This is a genomic window from Pedobacter psychrotolerans, from assembly GCF_004340665.1.
Classification (GTDB): domain Bacteria; phylum Bacteroidota; class Bacteroidia; order Sphingobacteriales; family Sphingobacteriaceae; genus Pedobacter; species Pedobacter psychrotolerans.
The window spans coordinates 131205-147849 of sequence record NZ_SLWO01000001.1 but is presented as its reverse complement, the minus strand read 5'-3'; the positions used below and the strand labels follow the sequence as shown (position 1 = coordinate 147849).

Here is a 16645-nt window from a genome sequence, read left to right as displayed (position 1 = left end):
GTGATATGAGCATTCAATATTTATCAAATGAACAAGGCCAGATTACTGCGGTTCAACTTCCTATAGAAGATTGGGAGAAGATCAAAAATCTATACCCAAATGTAGAGTCTATCGATTTTTCATTACCAGAATGGCATAAAGAAATTTTAGATGCCAGACTACAAGCAATAGTTAAAGATTCAAGTAGAATAGCACCGATATCAGAATTACTAAATGAACTCGACAAATAAGAATGGATTATAGTGTGCATTTTTTTGATGAGGTAAAATTAGATATCAGGGAAGCTAAAGATTGGTATAAAAAACAAAAATCTGGATTGGAAAAACACTTCGCCCAGGAAGTAAAAAAGTCTATCATTAGACTCCAAAAAAATCCAGAGATTTATGAAATCAGGTATAAAAATATACGCACAATTTTTACCGCCATTTTTCCATATTCCATCCATTTTTTTATTGACGAAAAACTTAAAAAAATAGTTATCATTGCTATTTTACATCAAGCACGCAATCCTGTATCACATCATAATAGAAATCAATAACATCTTAAAATGTTTAAAAAGTAGTCGAGATCCATATCTAATCAATTCATTCTATTAAATTCATTTACCCACACCAATATATACCGTTAAACAAAACAGCATGAATAAATACATTTTAACCATTTTATTATCAACACTCTCCTTTTCCATCTTTGCTCAGGATGCATATTTCCAACAACATTTAAACTATACCATTGATGTTACTTTAAATGATAAAGAGAAATCTTTGAAAGGGTTTGAAACCATTGTTTATAAAAACAATTCGCCATCAACGCTGAATTTTATCTGGTTTCACATCTGGCCAAATGCTTATAAAAATGAATCAACGGCACTTTTCCAACAAATCAGGAATGATACTTCGCGCACGGAAAAACTTAAAAATGTAACCTATGGCAGTATTGATGGTTTAGCTTTCAAAGTGAATGGAAAAGAAGCAAAAACAGAAGCCCATCCAAATCCACAGTATATTGATATTATAAAGGTGATGCTGCCTTCTCCATTAAAATCCGGCGATTCTGTAACCCTGACCACTGGTTTTAATGTTAAGTTACCCAATTATTTTTCTCGTTCTGGTTATGCTGATACAGAATTTATGATTGCACAATGGTATCCAAAACCTGCTGTTTTTGACCGGGATGGATGGCATGAATTTCCTTATTTGGATATGGGAGAATTTTACAGCGAGTATGCAGATTATAAAGTAAATATCTCCTTACCCTCAGCTTATGTGGTTGGTGCTACGGGTGTAATGCAGAATGCTGATGAGCTTTCTGCCTATAAAAGTATTGGTGCAAAAAATGCCGCAACCAGAAATAATAAACCTGAATTATACCAACCAAAAAGTAAATCAGATACCAAAACTTTAACCTATAAAATCAGCAATGTTCCTGATTTTGCCTGGTTTGCTGATCGTGATTTAGTCATCCAGTATGATACCGTTAAGCTTGCTTCAGGAAAGGTAGTGGATGCTTTTAGTTATTACCACAATAAGCAAAATACGCTTTGGGTAAACAGTATTGATTACATTAAAGATGCAACTAAAAAATATAGCCAATGGATTGGTGAATACGAATATCCAGTGGTTCAGGCTATTGAAGGACCAAAAAATAATGCCAGTGGTGGAATGGAATACCCGACTATTACTTTAATTACAAGTCCTGATGCGAAGAAGGAAACCCTTGATGGCGTCATTACACATGAGGTAGGCCACAACTGGTTTATGAGTATGCTAGGCAGCAATGAAAGGATACATACCTGGCAGGATGAAGGTTTTAATACCTTTTTCCAGTTCCGTTATGAAGCAGAAAAATACAAATCGAATTCTATTTTTGGAGATGCCATTCCCGCAAAAATTAAGGGATTACCTACCGATCAATTTCTGTCAAGTGTTTATGGTGCACTATCAAATGTACCCATGCAATCGGCCATTGAAACACCCGCAGCAGATTTCAAGACTTCAGAAGAATATAGCTTAGTTTCATATGCAAAGACAGCGCTCTGGCTTTACCTATTAGAATCACAAATTGGAAAAGATAAATTTGATAAAGCCTTTCAAGATTATTTTAGCGAATGGAAAAATAAACATCCAAGACCAGTTGATTTTAAAGTATCTATGGAAAAATCATTAGGTGTAAACCTCGATAAATATTTTAGCTTATTAAATCAGAAAGGGAAGCTTTAGTTTAGAGTCTATAGTCTTAAGTCTGGAGTCAAAAGTCTGGGAGTCGATAAACCTGAATTTGATAACTATTTACTGTTTTTTTCACCACCATTATTGCAAAGTTTATTTCAGCCGACAAAGCAATCTATCTTAAAAAAATAAGATTGCTTCGTGCCTCGCAAAGATGACCGTTCATGTTTGGCTTTAATAAGAAGGTTTTCATAGCTTATTTTCATTGCGAAAAGGCTTTTCAGCCAACGATACAATCTTAAAGCAATCGCTACTCCCCTCCTTTTTCTTAAAGGAGGGGTGCCCATAGGGCGGGGTGGTTTAAAATATAAATAACCTGATTGAATAGAGCTCTAACACAGATGATTAATCAAATTCAGGTTATAAAATTATACTAAAACCTATTCTAAAGAAATTAAAACATCCTTCCGAAATGACAAAAACCCTTCCAAAATGGAAGGGTTTTTTTATGCTTAAAATTTCGATCCCATTCAAAATAAAACATAAACAGCTATAAAACAATAACTTAACAAAAAATTTATTTCTGCGGCATAAGAGTTGGCAATAGGCATTTCATAAATCAATAAAGTTATGACTATAGCCCTATTTTTAATTATCATTTTGCTCTGCTGGGCAACTTACAAATCAATCGATTGGTTCGAAAAAATCTAAAGACATGTTAGCACTATTCATCATCGCAATCGCCGTATTTATCTATATGATCTACGTGCTGATTAAACCAGAAAAATTTTAAGGCAGGAAATAGAAAATGGGTAAAAGAAATTTAATAGATCTATTTAAAAATCGATTCCCTATTAACTAATTCCTATTCTCCAAAAACAAAAAAAAATGAACACTGAATTAATTGGCATCATTGCCACATTCTTACTTACCCTGATTATCGCCATCCCATTGGGAAAATATCTGGCAAAGGTTTTTGCAGGAGAAAAGGTCTGGACAGACTTTTTAAAACCGCTAGAAACTGGTATCTATAAACTTTCGGGTATAAATATTAAAGAGCAAATGGACTGGAAACAGCAATTGAAAGCTTTACTTACCATTAATGTATTATGGTTGGTGTACGGCTTTTTCATGTTGATCTTTCAAAATAAACTTCCATTAAATCCAGACGGAAACCCAGGCATGACACCAGATCTTGCCTTCAACACCATCATTAGTTTTGTTGCCAACTGTAATCTTCAGCATTATTCTGGCGAAAGCGGTGTAAGCTATTTAACACAGCAATTCGTATTGATGTTTCTTCAGTTTGTGAGCGCCGCAACAGGTATTGCTGCAGCGGTGGTATTGTTTAAAGCTTTCAGAGATAAAACCACCACACAGCTGGGCAATTTCTGGGAGTTTTTTATTAAAGCCATTACCAGATTATTGTTACCTCTCTCTGTTATAGTTGCTTTAATTTTAACCTTTAATGGCACCCCAGCCAGTTACGACGCAAAAGATCAGTTTATTTCTGTTCAGGGAGATACGGTTAATGTTTCTCGTGGACCAGCTGCTCAATTTATAGCAATTAAACACTTGGGAACGAATGGAGGTGGGTATTTCGGTGCAAATTCTGCCCACCCATTCGAAAACCCAAGCTATTTAACCAATATGGTAGAAGTGATGTCGCAAACGATTATTCCGCTTGCTATGGTCATTGCTTTCGGCTACTTTATCCGCAGACGTAAACTGGCTTGGACCATCTTCGGTGTCATGACTATCGGTTTATTTATGTTGATGATTCCAACCATTACCTCAGAGTTAGGAGGAAATCCGGAATTAGCTAAAATGGGAGTTTCACAAACAACAGGTGCTATGGAAGGGAAAGAAGTTCGCTTCGGACCAGCTGCCACAGCCTATTGGAGTACCTTAACCACCGTAATTTCTACAGGCTCAGTAAATGGGATGCATGATAGTACCATGCCACTCACCGGGTTATGGCAACTATTGGCCATGATGATCAACGGCTTTTATGGAGGTTGTGGAGTAGGTTTGCTGAATTATTTCATCTATCTCATTATTGCTGTATTTATTTCAGGCTTGATGGTAGGTAGAACGCCAGAATTTCTAGGCCATAAAGTAGAAGCTAGGGAAATCAAAATTGCGGCATTAATTACTTTACTAAGTCCTTTTTTAATTCTTGCAGGTACAGCAATTTCAAGTTATGTTTTCATCAATCATGGCGATGCAGCCTGGGCAGTGCAACCTAAAAACTGGCTCAACAACCCGGGCTTTCATGGTTTTTCAGAAATGCTTTATGAGGTAACCTCATCAAATGCGAACAATGGTTCAGGCTTTGAGGGTTTAGGTGATAACAATGTCTTTTGGAATGTATTAACAGGTGTAATCATCTTTTTAGGTCGTTTCTTGCCTATTATCGGTCCGGTAGCGATTGCTGGTTTATTAGGTGCTAAAAAATTCATTCCAGAATCTGCAGGAACCTTAAAAACGGATACTAAAACATTCGCCCTGATGACATTTGCTGTGATTTTGGTGCTCAATGCCCTTTCATACTTCCCGGCGCTGGCCTTGGGTCCGCTCGCGGAATATTTTACCATGCTTAAATAGATCAAGACTACGATTAATATAATCCACTAAAAATCTGTGAGATCATTAACATCTGTGAAATCACTTAAAAATAAAATAATGAAACCCAATAATAAATTGTTCGAACCTGCGCTGGTGCAAACTGCATTAAAACAATCTTTCATCAAACTAGATCCACGGGTAATGGTGCGCAACCCGGTAATGTTTACGGTTGAAGTAGGTACATTGGTAATGGCTTATGTTACCGTTTACTCCATTAGCCACAGTGGACAAGGCTCGCCATTGTATAATTTTTTCATCTTTTTGATACTTCTGCTTACCGTAGTATTTGCCAATTTTGCTGAAGCCATTGCAGAGGCAAGGGGAAAAGCCCAAGCAGATAGTTTGCGAAAAACCCGTGAAGAAACACCTGCTAAAGTACTTCTAGAAAATGGCACAATTGAAATTCGTTCTTCAAACCAATTAAAAAAAGGAGATGTGTTCGTTTGTGAGACCGGTGATACCATTCCAACCGATGGAGAAATCATTGAGGGCATTGCAACCATTGATGAATCGGCCATTACAGGAGAATCTGCTCCGGTAATCCGTGAATCTGGCGGTGATAAATCATCCGTTACAGGTGGAACTAAAGTATTATCTGATGAAATCAAAGTTCAGGTAAGTACCGCCCCAGGTGAAAGTTTTCTCGATAAAATGATCGCTTTGGTTGAAGGCGCATCACGCCAGAAAACACCAAATGAAATTGCTTTAACCATTCTGCTAGCAAGTTTTACACTGGTGTTTATTATCGTATGTGTTACGTTGAAACCCTTCGCAGATTATGCCAACACTCCGATTACTATTGCTGCTTTAATTTCATTATTTGTTTGTTTAATTCCAACCACTATTGGCGGTTTACTATCAGCCATTGGTATTGCCGGAATGGATCGTGCTCTACGGGCAAACGTGATCACCAAATCAGGTAAAGCAGTAGAAACTGCAGGTGATATAGACGTGCTGTTGTTGGATAAAACTGGAACCATTACCATTGGTAACCGTAAGGCAACCAACTTCTACCCTACTGCGGGTGTAGTAATTAAAGATTTTACTGATGCCTGCGTATTAAGCTCTCTGGCAGACGAAACACCTGAAGGTAAATCCATTATTGAATTGGCTAATGAACAGGGCTTTAAAAATTCTGGAACACCGCAAGGCTCTACATTTATCAAATTCACAGCCGAAACCCGCTCAAGCGGATTAGATACTGCCGATGGAAGACGAATTAGAAAAGGTGCTTTTGATTCCATCAGAAATATTGTAGAAAAAGCAGGAAACATCTTCCCTTCAGATATTGAAAACCATGTTAAAAATATCGCTACCAATGGTGGAACTCCTCTAGTGGTTTCAGAAAACGAAAAAGCGCTGGGTGTAATCGAGTTGCAGGACATTATTAAACCAGGCATCAGCGAGCGTTTTGAACGTTTGCGTAAAATGGGTGTTAAAACAGTAATGGTTACTGGTGATAATCCTTTAACTGCAAAATACATTGCAGAAAAGGCTGGTGTTGATGATTTTATTGCGGAGGCAAAGCCAGAAGATAAAATGAACTACATCAAAGATGAGCAAGCTTTGGGTAAATTGGTAGCCATGATGGGTGATGGTACCAATGATGCTCCGGCACTTGCCCAGGCAGATGTTGGCGTGGCCATGAATAGCGGAACCCAGGCTGCCAAAGAAGCTGGAAATATGGTGGATTTGGACAATGACCCAACTAAGCTGATTGAAATTGTAGAAATTGGTAAACAGTTGCTTATTACCCGTGGAACACTTACTACTTTTTCCATCGCCAATGATGTGGCAAAATATTTTGCAATTGTTCCGGCATTATTTATTGCCTCTATCCCTGCCTTGCAAAGCTTAAACATTATGGGTTTACACTCACCAGAAAGTGCAATTATGTCGGCCGTAATTTTCAATGCGATTATTATTCCGATTTTAATTCCACTGGCCTTAAAAGGTGTGGCATATAAACCCATCGGGGCAACGGCTTTACTTCGCAGAAACTTATTTATTTATGGGATTGGAGGTGTTGTCGCTCCATTTATCGGCATCAAATTAATTGATTTAGTCATAGGCTTATTGGTTTAGAATTTAAAGCGGATGGAGAATAGGGAACAGATATAAAGTCTAAATTAAACATAGAATAAAACATATCTGCGTATAATGGGCTCCTATTTTCTCACATCTATTCTCTATTTACTCTTATCTATTTCCTTTCATCACATTATTAAAGACAAAATATCATGAAAAAATACATCATACAATCGATACGTTTAACATTAGTTTTAATCGTATTGCTATGCATCATCTATCCCATCAGCATTGCATTGGCCGGCAAACTTTCCAAAGGCAACGGTGCTGGTGAAAAAATCACTAAAAACGGAAAAACAATTGGTTATGCCTTATTGGGCCAATCATTTACTAAACCAGAATATTTCTGGGGAAGGCCATCAGCAGTAAGCTATAACGCCGCCGGATCAGCAGGTTCAAATAAAGGACCATCAAATCCTGATTATTTGAAAGAGGTACAATCAAGAATTGACACCTTGTTAAAATATAATCCAGGATTAAAAAAATCAGAAATCCCTGCAGATATGGTTACAGCATCTGGTAGTGGTTTAGATCCCAATATCTCTGAACAAGGCGCTGCCATTCAAATTGCCAGAGTTGCTAAAACCAGAAAAATCAGCGAACAGAAAGTTAAAGAATTGGTGGCTCTTAATACCATTAAACCTTTAATGGGTTTATTTGGCCCATCATCAGTAAATGTGTTGAAGTTGAATCTGGCCCTGGATAATTTATAATATAACGAATCTCTTATGCAATCGTCATGCTGAATTCATTTCAGCATCTAATTCAAAACAGACCTTGAAATAAATTCAGTGTGACGACCGCTTTAGATAAAAACTTCTTAAATACCACTAAAATCGGTGTAATCACCTTATCAAAATGAAAAAACTCATCGCCCTTATTACAACTTTAACAGCATCCATTACTGCCTTTGCACAAGAAGAACCTAAAGTAAAATTTTCTGGTTATTTAGAAACTTACTATGGCTACGATTTTAATAAACCTGCAGACCATAACCGCCCAGGATTTATTTATTCACACAATAGAACCAATGAGGTTAACCTGAATTTGGGTTTTATTAAAGCGGCTTATGATAGCGGCAACATTAGAGCAAACCTTGCTGTAATGGCAGGAACGTATTCCAATGCTAATCTATCTGCCGAGCCTGGCGTACTCAAAAATATTTACGAAGCCAATGCGGGAGTTAAACTTTCTAAATCAGAAAACCTGTGGATTGATGCCGGCATCTTTTCATCTCATATTGGTTTTGAAAGTGCTGTTTCTAAAGATTGCTGGGTTTTAACCAGAAATATTTCTTCTGAAAACACACCTTACTATGAATCTGGCGCAAAATTAACTTATGGCACCAAAGATGGGAAACTCACAGCTACCCTGCTCTATTTAAATGGATGGCAAAGAATTACCCGGCAAAATGGAAATGACAAGCCTGCAGGCGGATTGCAATTGAGCTGGAAGCCAACACCGAAAATCACCATTAATTACAGCAATTACCTTGGAACAGAAGGTGTGGATTCTGTTCGTGTGAACCGTTTTTATCATAACCTTTATGGTATTTTCCAGGTAACAGACCAACTTGGATTAACCCTTGGTTTAGACTACGGCACCCAACAAAAAACCAAAGGCAGCAGCAGTGTAAATGAAGTAATTTCACCAGTAGCCATTGTGCAATATAAATTTGCTGATAAATGGGCTATGGCAGGAAGATTTGAGTATTACGAAGACAAAAATGGTATTTTTATATCAACAGAAACTCCAAACGGATTTAAAACAAAAGGTTATTCCTTAAATATAGATTATTCACCAATCCCGAATGCAGTTGTTCGCTTAGAAGGAAAAACTTATGATAGCAAGGATAAAATTTTTAATCGTGGAACCAGTTCAGTAAATGCAAATACCACATTAACTGCAAGTTTAGCTGTTGCTTTTTAATAGCCAATAAAAACATCAATGCAAGAAAAAGAAGATTCTGTACAACATTTCCTCGAATTGATTCAGAAATCACGTCGGGGGAAGCTCAAAATTTATATTGGGATGAGCGCCGGTGTGGGCAAAACCTACCGGATGTTACAGGAATCTCATGCACTTTTACGTAACGGCATTGATGTTTGCATTGGTTATGTGGAAACACATCGCAGAGCTGAAACCGAGGCATTGGTGGCAGGCTTACCGATCATCCCAAGGAAAAATATTTTTTACAGGGGCAAAGAAATTGCTGAGATGGATTTGCAGGGTATTTTAAACCGCCATCCTGAAATTGTGATTGTAGATGAGCTGGCCCATACAAATGCTGATGGTAGTAAAAATGGCAAACGCTGGCAGGATGTTTTTGATTTACTTGAAGCCGGGATTAGTGTTATTTCAGCAGTAAATATCCAGCATCTGGAAAGCATCAATGAAGAGATTGAACAGCTTACGGGAATTACTGTAACCGAACGAATTCCAGATAAAATACTGGAACTGGCGGATGAAATTGTTAATATTGACTTAACTGCTGATGAATTGATTACCCGTTTGAAGGAAGGAAAAATTTACGATCAATCGAAAGTTGATCGGGCTTTATCTAATTTCTTTCAGGCAGATAAAATTTTACAGCTCCGGGAATTGGCACTAAAAGAAGTGGTGCACCAGGTGGAAAGGAAAATTCAGACTGAAATTCCGAAATCAATTAAACTTCGCCAAGAACGGTTTCTGGCCTGCATCTCATCCAATGCAGAAACCGCAGGCGTAGTGATTCGTAAAACTGCCAGACTGGCTTCCTATTATCACTCCACATGGATTGTACTTTATGTGCAAAGCGATGCGGAAAGTCTGGATAAAATAAAACTGGATAAGCAGCGGCACTTAATTAACCATTTTAAGCTGGCAACTGAACTGGGCGCTGAAGTAATTAAAGTTAAAAGCAATCAAATCACACAAAGCATTATTAATATGGCAACGGAAAAAGAGATCACCACCATCTGCATGGGCAAGCCTCATTTAAATATTTTTCAGGTAATGTTGCGAACGGCAATTTTTAATCAGCTGTTGCGTAATTTAGCTGCGAAAGAAATTGATTTGGTGATACTCTCTTAAAGTTTAACGGCAAAGTATGCAAAGAAAAGGCGTAGAGACTTGAAGCAACTCAACTTGGCGTTCGTTGCTAAAAACTCCGCAAACTTTGCGATTAAAAAAAAAACAACATCATGAAAATAAAAACCAAGCTCCGCCTCGGATTCGGGTTTCTCTTTATACTCGTTTTATCCTTTGGATTAATTGCCTTATTCTTTCTGAATGAGCTATCTAATAAATCAAAAGTAATCCTGAAAGACAACTATAAATCGCTAAAATACGTGGGTGCCATGCGGCATATCGTAGATGAAAGCAGCTTTCCATTATCAACTGAAAAAGCTCAGCAATTTGAGGAAAATTTAAAATACGAAGGACAAAATATCACCGAACACGGGGAAAAAATTGCCTTCGAAAAATTAGCATCTGCTTACCATTCTTTACAGCTTTCTTCAAATGTAAATAACTTAAAAAACCTTCGTTCTGCATTACATACTATCGAGGACGTGAACATGAAAGCCATTTATCAAAAGAACGAGCAGGCAAATGCAGCAGCTTCCAGAGCCAATTTATATATTTCAATTGCTGCAGTTCTAAGCTTTCTAATTCTCTTTACATTCATTGTTAACTTCCCGGGCTTTGTAGCAAACCCACTGGCTGAATTTAGCGCTGCCATTAAACAAATCAGTAGAAAAAACTATAAACAACGCCTTCATTTTAACAACCACGATGAGTTTACCGAATTGGCAGATGCTTTTAATGGGATGGTGCTTAAATTAAATGAATGGGAGAACAGTAATCTTTCTAAAATCAAATCTGAAAAATTGCGTATCGAAGCCATTATTGCACAAATGCAGGATGCGATCATTGGACTGAATGAAAAAGGGGAAATTCTGTTTTTAAATCATTTAGCTGCGAAATTAATGAATCTGGATGAAGACAAAATTATCGGTCAGAATGCTACAGAACTAATGAAAAAAAATGAGTTATTAAAGCGGATTATAAAACCAGCAACTGAAAATAAAACTTTAAAAATCTACGCTGATGATAAGGAATCTTATTTCCTTTTAGAGCATCGGGAAATCGTGATTCCAAATTATGATGATCAGGATGAAAAGACCTTAATTGCATCTTCAAAATCGGCCGGAAGTGTTTATGTTTTAAAAAACATCACTCAATTTAAAGAACTTGATGAGGCCAAAACCAATTTCATCGCAACAGTGTCCCATGAACTGAAAACACCACTTTCATCTATAAAAATGAGTTTAAAGCTGCTTAGCGATGAACGGGTTGGTATGATGAATGAAGAACAAAATCAGCTGTTAACGCACATTAAAGAAGATAGCGACAGGTTATTAAAAATTACCAGTGAGCTTTTGGACTTGTCTCAAGTGGAAACCGGAAACTTAAAGCTTACTTTTGCCATCACCAAACCCATAGATATTGTAAATTATGCGGTTGATGCGGTTAAGTTTCAGGCGGAACAGAAATCGATACAATTAGAAATGAACTGCGACAAAAACCTGGGATTTGTTAATGCTGATATCCAGAAGACAGCCTGGGTTTTAGTTAATTTCCTTTCGAATGCATTACGTTATAGTTCCGAGAAATCAAAAGTACAGATTGATGTCATTCAAAAGGATCAATTTATTCAGTTTTCGGTTCAGGATTTTGGAAAGGGTATTGACGAAAAATATCAAAAGCGCCTGTTTGAACGCTATTTTCAAGTACCAACTGATGGACAAAATAAATCTGGATCGGGTTTAGGACTTGCTATTTCTAAAGACTTCATCGAAGCAGAAGATGGAAAAATATGGGTGGAAAGTGCTATTGGAGAAGGAAGCAAGTTTAGTTTTGCCTTGCCCGCTGTATCCTAAACAATATAAGGTTCCATTTCCTTATCAATGCTTTTTCGAAGTTCCATCAGTTTAATTGCATAACCGTGCATGGCAATTTCTTTTTCAGTTTTTGGTTTAAATGCAGGAATTGGTTTAGGTTGTCCTTCATCGTCAACTGCAACAAAAACGATGATGCAATGTGTATTTTTAACAAAGTCGGCCTGACCAACGGGTTTCGAAAAAGCATCTACAGCGATATGCATACTGGTTTTACCGGTATAAATAATCCGTGCTTCCATTTTAACCAAATGACCAATATGAACCGGATGAAAAAACCGGATTCCACCAACATAAACTGTTACACAATAAGTCTGGCTCCACTGTAAGGCACAGGCAAAAGCAGCCTGATCAATCCACTTCATCATCATTCCACCATGCACTTTACCGCCATAATTTACGTCAGAAGGTTCGCTTAAAAATTGAAGTTCGATGTAATTATTAATTTTTGCCATCATTTAAATTATTGATACTTAAAACCGCAAAGAAAGCTAAGTTTTTCACAAAGTACGAAAAGGTTAAAAAGAATAAAGAAAAAACACGAAGTTTTGCTACTCCTATCTTTATTCTCAATACTCGCTTTCTTTACGGTTAAACTTGTTATTTTATTTCGCCATTACACTAATCGCATAACCTCCACCTGGTGCACAATATTGCGTTAACTTCGTTTTACTGGTTACTTCCATTTTACGAATAGTGTAGGCTTTAGGATTCGTTTCATAGTGTGCATCCTTTGCATCAGCATAAATGGTTGCCGTATATTTTTTACCAGCATCTAAAAAGCTAAAATCTATTTTTGAAGTACGGCCGATTTCATCATTTGTACGGCCGACAAACCAGTTATTTTTACCTTTTGCCTTACGGGCAAAAGTAATGTAATCTCCGGGTTCCGCCTCCAAAACTTTGGTATCATCCCAATCCACCGCTATATCTTTGATAAATTGAAAAGCATCCATGTATTTATTATAAGTTTCAGGTAAATCTGCAGCCATTTGCAACGGACTGTACATGGTAACATATAGGGCAAGCTGACGGGCAAGTGTACTGTGTACAAAAGAATTATTTTCTGGATTATAAGCACTCACTTTGGTTTCGAAAATGCCTGGCGTGTAATCCATCGGGCCACCGATTAGCCGTGTGAATGGTAAAATCGTTGTATGATCAGCGTTATTCCCTCCGAAAGCTTCGTATTCTGTTCCTCTGGCAGATTCATTTCCAATCAGATTGGGATAAGTACGGGCCAAACCAGTGGGACGTACCGCTTCATGTGCATTGACCATAATTTTATATTCTGCAGCTTTTTGAATGGCATATAAATAATGATTATTTAGCCACTGCCCGTAATGATGTTCGCCACGGGGAATCATATTCCCTACATAACCACTTTTTACGGCATCATAACCATTGGCTTTCATAAATTTATAAGCGGTATCCAAATGTCTTTCATAGTTACGTACTGATGAAGAAGTTTCGTGATGCATGATCATTTTAATGCCTTTACTTGCCGCGTATCGATGCAATTCCTTCACATCAAAATCTGGATACGGGGTGACAAAATCGAAAACATAATCTTTTGTTTTGCCAAACCAATCTTCCCAACCTTCATTCCAGCCTTCTACCAAAACAGCATCTAATCCATTCTTAGCAGCAAAATCAATATACTCCTTTACATGTGCAGTATTTGCAGCATGTTTACCGTTAGGTTTTGTTTTAGCATAATCAGTTACACCCAATTGTACACTGGTTAAATTATTATAGGCCCAGGTACTTTTACCCGTGATCATTTCCCACCAAACGCCAACATATTTGGTTGGTTTAATCCAGGATACATCTTTAAATTTTGTCGGCTCGTTAAGGTTATACGTTAATTTTGAAGTTAAAATATCACCTGCTTTGTCGCTTACAATAATGGTTCTCCATGGCGATGTACAAGGTGCCTGCATATAACCTTTATCTCCAACGGCATCAGGTGTTAACCACGATTCTAAAACCATATTTTTATCATCAAGATTTAAGGACATTAACGAATAGTTGATTAATGCTGCTTCATGAATGTTGATGTATAAACCATCTTTGCTCTTCATCATCAAAGGAGTTTGCAAACCGGTTGGAGAGAAAGTAGTTTGCGATGCATTCGGTGTAACGGCATCCTTCATTTTACCACGAACTTCAGATAAATTTGAAGTCACCGTGCTATACTCCTGTGTATCGTAATCACCAGGCAACCAAAAAGCTTTATGATCGCCAGCCAGTGCGAATTGTGTTTTTTCTTCTTTAATTATGAAATAATCAAGGTTTTTCTGTTCTGGAAATTCATATCTGAAACCCAAACCATCGTTAAATAATCTTAGCCGGATTATAATATATCGGTTGGTTTCCTTTTGAGTAAGGGTTACCGCTAACTCATTATAATGATTGGTAATTTCTTTTACTTCTCCCCAAACAGGTGTCCAGGTTTCATTGAAAGTACTGGCTTTCGTATCCGAAATGGTAAAACCATTCAACAAAGATTTGCCTTCTTTTAATTCCAGTCCTAGCTTACTCGTTTTAATTACGTCCTTACCTTTATACTTTAAGCTATAAGTTGGCACGCCGCCATCCGCTAAAGAAAAGTTGGCAATCAAATTGGCATCAGGTGATTTCAATTCCTGGGCAAAAGCTGCCGAATCCGACAGAGAGAAGCAAATCAGTATTAAAAAAATGAAGAGCTTATAAAATTTATTTTTTTGATGTTTATTCACGTTATATATTTATTATTCAATTTAGAAAATGGTAAACCACAATTAGCTTTTTGACCACATAAGAGATTTTCGTAAACTATAAGACAAATGTTCGTACATTAAATGGTAACGGATAATTAGTTCATTTAGCAATAAATAAGCTTAAATGTACTCATATTTCTTATATGGTAATTTATTGAACTTACTGCAATTTTTTTACCTATATAAGAACATTTCATCACCTGATAAGCATAAATACACTTTACTTTATTTATATGTTAAAACTTAATCCAATAACAAAGTTTCATCATCGTCATCTGTTAAACTCAATTGAATGCTGTCATTTCCTGCAATACCTTCAATAGAGCCACGGATATGTGTGGCATTTAGCAATACCTTTTCCAGTTGTTTCTCACGGGCCTTCCACAAACGTTCCATGGCATCACGTTCGCGCTGAATAGAAAGTTTCATGCTCATAAAACCTTCTCGAATGGCTTTCCACTGTTCCGAAAATTCTGCTCCGGTAAGGTAATCATATAGCATATGCATTTTATCTCCACGGTTCTCCTGTGATTTTATAGCTGTTGATAAACGCAAGATACCATCGCGAAGCACATAAGCTACAGCATTAACTTCCTCAAAAGAACAAATCCATACACCATCACGCTGGCCGAAACTGCTCATACCTTTTGGGTAACACTGACTGACAATAACCGCCACATCAACCCCCATACTCCGCATGTCTTTTTTCAATTTTTCAATCCAGTCTCCACCAAAATCCTTTGTTCGTTTACTTTCATAAATAATTTTGCCACACTCCTGGCCAAACTGGTTACGCACCACCTGAACGCAGTCTGCTCCCCGCACGCCTTTACCAACCTCCTCAATTAAATCGAATGGGAAATTGCTACGAAGAAGTTCTTCCAGAATCAATTCCTGTACTTCGCCTTGCAACTGCATACTGCCCTGCTCGGCTTTGCGCTTCATTTCTTCCGCTAGCTTTTTCTGATCATCGAGTTGTTTTTCCAGTTCCCTTAAACGCAGCTGGTGTTCGGTATCTTTAATGCTATTTTTTTCAGCCTCCTGCTTGCGAATCTGTTCCACCAGTTCATTACGTTGCTCCTGCATTTTACGTTGAAAAGCCAACTCCATCTCCTCTTCTTTCAGCTTCAGGCTTTGCTCGCGACGTAAAAACTCCAGTTCTTTTTCTCTTGCCAACTTTAACTTCTCTTCATTATCCTTAGCATTACCTTCCAGCATTTGTAATTTAGTTTCAAAGTCAGCTGCAATGCTTTTACGAAGATTGCCTTCCAAATCATCCTTCAATTTGGTTTTTTCTTCAGCAAGTTTTAAGTCAAAAGCTTTTTGTTGGAGTTGCTTTTCATTCTCCATTGCAGCAAGCTTACGCTGAAATTCCTCGTCCTTTTGTTTGGTAAAAGTGACCATTTTCTCACGCAGTTCCTTTTTATAATCTTCGGCCATAGCTTCTTCCATTGGAAAAACATGGGCACAACTCGGACATTTAATTTCAGTAGCCATAAATAATTTTCTTCAGAAAGAGCTGAAGCTATACAAAGATATTAAAGCTTTTCAGGAATGAGCAGATGAGTTTTGCACCTTTTTAAAGTACCTTTGATCTTACCTCATGACCAACAGTTAGCATTTTACTCACCGGACATTTGGAAGCAATGTCTTCAAGTCGCATTTTATGTTCATCAGTTAAGGGCCCGGTACAGGTTATTTCCTCTAAAAATACAGTTTCACCATTCTCAGTATCTATATTTACTACTACTTCTATTTTTTCTATAGGCCATTCTTTTCGATCGGCATACATTCTTAGCGTAATGGCCACGCAGGAGGCCAATGATGCCATTAATAATCCTTTTGGGGCAAAACCTTTATTTGTTCCACCTAAATCAAAGGGCTCATCCACCACAATATCGTGTGAGCCATTCGTTACTGAACAGGCATAATGTTCTCTGTTTATCGTTGCTTTTACCATTTGTCTTTTTTGTTTTGAAAGCTAAACTTACCACTTATTCTGTTTTTCCGTGACTGATTTAGATTTATCAAAACATTATACTGTAGCAATTGTTCACTT

General features: G+C 37.4%; 14 protein-coding genes. 10 read left to right on the top strand and 4 right to left on the bottom strand.

The features are described from left to right. The first annotated feature begins 5 nt into the window (after positions 1-5). The 10 genes from EV200_RS00650 (at position 6) to EV200_RS00605 (ending at position 11806) form a co-directional block, all read left to right on the top strand. Entirely contained in the window at positions 6-230 is a 225-nt protein-coding gene (locus EV200_RS00650) for an addiction module component CHP02574 family protein (protein ID WP_132528901.1), read from the top strand. Between the two features lie 2 nt (positions 231-232). Continuing rightward, positions 233-538, top strand: coding sequence for a type II toxin-antitoxin system RelE/ParE family toxin (locus EV200_RS00645; RefSeq protein WP_132528900.1), 306 nt, complete (start codon positions 233-235; stop codon positions 536-538). Positions 539-638: 100 nt separating this feature from the next. Then, positions 639-2219: a M1 family metallopeptidase gene (locus tag EV200_RS00640; protein WP_132528899.1), complete on the top strand. Its 1581-nt coding sequence runs from the start codon at positions 639-641 to the stop codon at positions 2217-2219. A gap of 664 nt (positions 2220-2883) precedes the next feature. After that, positions 2884-2961 carry a potassium-transporting ATPase subunit F gene (locus EV200_RS22175; RefSeq protein WP_082468366.1) on the top strand — a complete coding sequence of 26 codons (78 nt, stop codon included), beginning with the start codon at positions 2884-2886 and terminating at the stop codon, positions 2959-2961. A gap of 95 nt (positions 2962-3056) precedes the next feature. Further along, positions 3057-4775, top strand: coding sequence for a potassium-transporting ATPase subunit KdpA (gene kdpA / locus EV200_RS00630; RefSeq protein ID WP_132528898.1), 1719 nt, complete (start codon positions 3057-3059; stop codon positions 4773-4775). A gap of 78 nt (positions 4776-4853) precedes the next feature. Further along, positions 4854-6881, top strand: coding sequence for a potassium-transporting ATPase subunit KdpB (kdpB, locus tag EV200_RS00625; RefSeq protein WP_132528897.1), 2028 nt, complete (start codon positions 4854-4856; stop codon positions 6879-6881). Positions 6882-7036: 155 nt separating this feature from the next. Then, positions 7037-7597, top strand: a complete 561-nt coding sequence (locus EV200_RS00620) for a K(+)-transporting ATPase subunit C (protein ID WP_029283948.1) — start codon at positions 7037-7039, stop codon at positions 7595-7597. 145 nt (positions 7598-7742) lie between these two features. After that, complete coding sequence (locus EV200_RS00615; protein WP_132528896.1) at positions 7743-8813, top strand: porin; 1071 nt, start codon at positions 7743-7745, stop codon at positions 8811-8813. Positions 8814-8831: 18 nt separating this feature from the next. Further along, complete coding sequence (locus EV200_RS00610) at positions 8832-9956, top strand: sensor protein KdpD (protein WP_132528895.1); 1125 nt, start codon at positions 8832-8834, stop codon at positions 9954-9956. A gap of 110 nt (positions 9957-10066) precedes the next feature. Next, positions 10067-11806, top strand: coding sequence for an ATP-binding protein (locus EV200_RS00605; protein WP_132528894.1), 1740 nt, complete (start codon positions 10067-10069; stop codon positions 11804-11806). Here the strand turns inward: EV200_RS00605 and EV200_RS00600 are convergent. The 4 genes from EV200_RS00600 to EV200_RS00585 form a co-directional block, all read right to left on the bottom strand. After that, positions 11803-12282 carry an acyl-CoA thioesterase gene (locus EV200_RS00600; protein WP_132528893.1) on the bottom strand — a complete coding sequence of 160 codons (480 nt, stop codon included), beginning with the start codon at positions 12280-12282 and terminating at the stop codon, positions 11803-11805. The two genes, EV200_RS00605 and EV200_RS00600, sit on opposite strands and share 4 nt — an antisense overlap. A gap of 147 nt (positions 12283-12429) precedes the next feature. Further along, positions 12430-14565: a glycoside hydrolase family 97 protein gene (locus tag EV200_RS00595; RefSeq protein ID WP_229676873.1), complete on the bottom strand. Its 2136-nt coding sequence runs from the start codon at positions 14563-14565 to the stop codon at positions 12430-12432. Between the two features lie 264 nt (positions 14566-14829). Continuing rightward, positions 14830-16083, bottom strand: a complete 1254-nt coding sequence (locus tag EV200_RS00590; protein WP_132528892.1) for a DUF2130 domain-containing protein — start codon at positions 16081-16083, stop codon at positions 14830-14832. A gap of 82 nt (positions 16084-16165) precedes the next feature. Beyond that, a complete protein-coding gene (locus tag EV200_RS00585; RefSeq protein WP_132528891.1) occupies positions 16166-16546 on the bottom strand; it encodes an OsmC family protein in 381 nt (126 codons plus the stop codon). Positions 16547-16645 lie beyond the last annotated feature (99 nt).

Coding starts and splice junctions, on each gene's coding strand:
- EV200_RS00650 (WP_132528901.1), top strand. CDS start 6: ATGAGCATTCAATATTTATCAAATGAACAAGGCCAGATTACTGCGGTT.
- EV200_RS00645 (WP_132528900.1), top strand. CDS start 233: ATGGATTATAGTGTGCATTTTTTTGATGAGGTAAAATTAGATATCAGG.
- EV200_RS00640 (WP_132528899.1), top strand. CDS start 639: ATGAATAAATACATTTTAACCATTTTATTATCAACACTCTCCTTTTCC.
- EV200_RS22175 (WP_082468366.1), top strand. CDS start 2,884: ATGTTAGCACTATTCATCATCGCAATCGCCGTATTTATCTATATGATC.
- kdpA (WP_132528898.1), top strand. CDS start 3,057: ATGAACACTGAATTAATTGGCATCATTGCCACATTCTTACTTACCCTG.
- kdpB (WP_132528897.1), top strand. CDS start 4,854: ATGAAACCCAATAATAAATTGTTCGAACCTGCGCTGGTGCAAACTGCA.
- EV200_RS00620 (WP_029283948.1), top strand. CDS start 7,037: ATGAAAAAATACATCATACAATCGATACGTTTAACATTAGTTTTAATC.
- EV200_RS00615 (WP_132528896.1), top strand. CDS start 7,743: ATGAAAAAACTCATCGCCCTTATTACAACTTTAACAGCATCCATTACT.
- EV200_RS00610 (WP_132528895.1), top strand. CDS start 8,832: ATGCAAGAAAAAGAAGATTCTGTACAACATTTCCTCGAATTGATTCAG.
- EV200_RS00605 (WP_132528894.1), top strand. CDS start 10,067: ATGAAAATAAAAACCAAGCTCCGCCTCGGATTCGGGTTTCTCTTTATA.
- EV200_RS00600 (WP_132528893.1), bottom strand. CDS start 12,282: ATGATGGCAAAAATTAATAATTACATCGAACTTCAATTTTTAAGCGAA.
- EV200_RS00590 (WP_132528892.1), bottom strand. CDS start 16,083: ATGGCTACTGAAATTAAATGTCCGAGTTGTGCCCATGTTTTTCCAATG.
- EV200_RS00585 (WP_132528891.1), bottom strand. CDS start 16,546: ATGGTAAAAGCAACGATAAACAGAGAACATTATGCCTGTTCAGTAACG.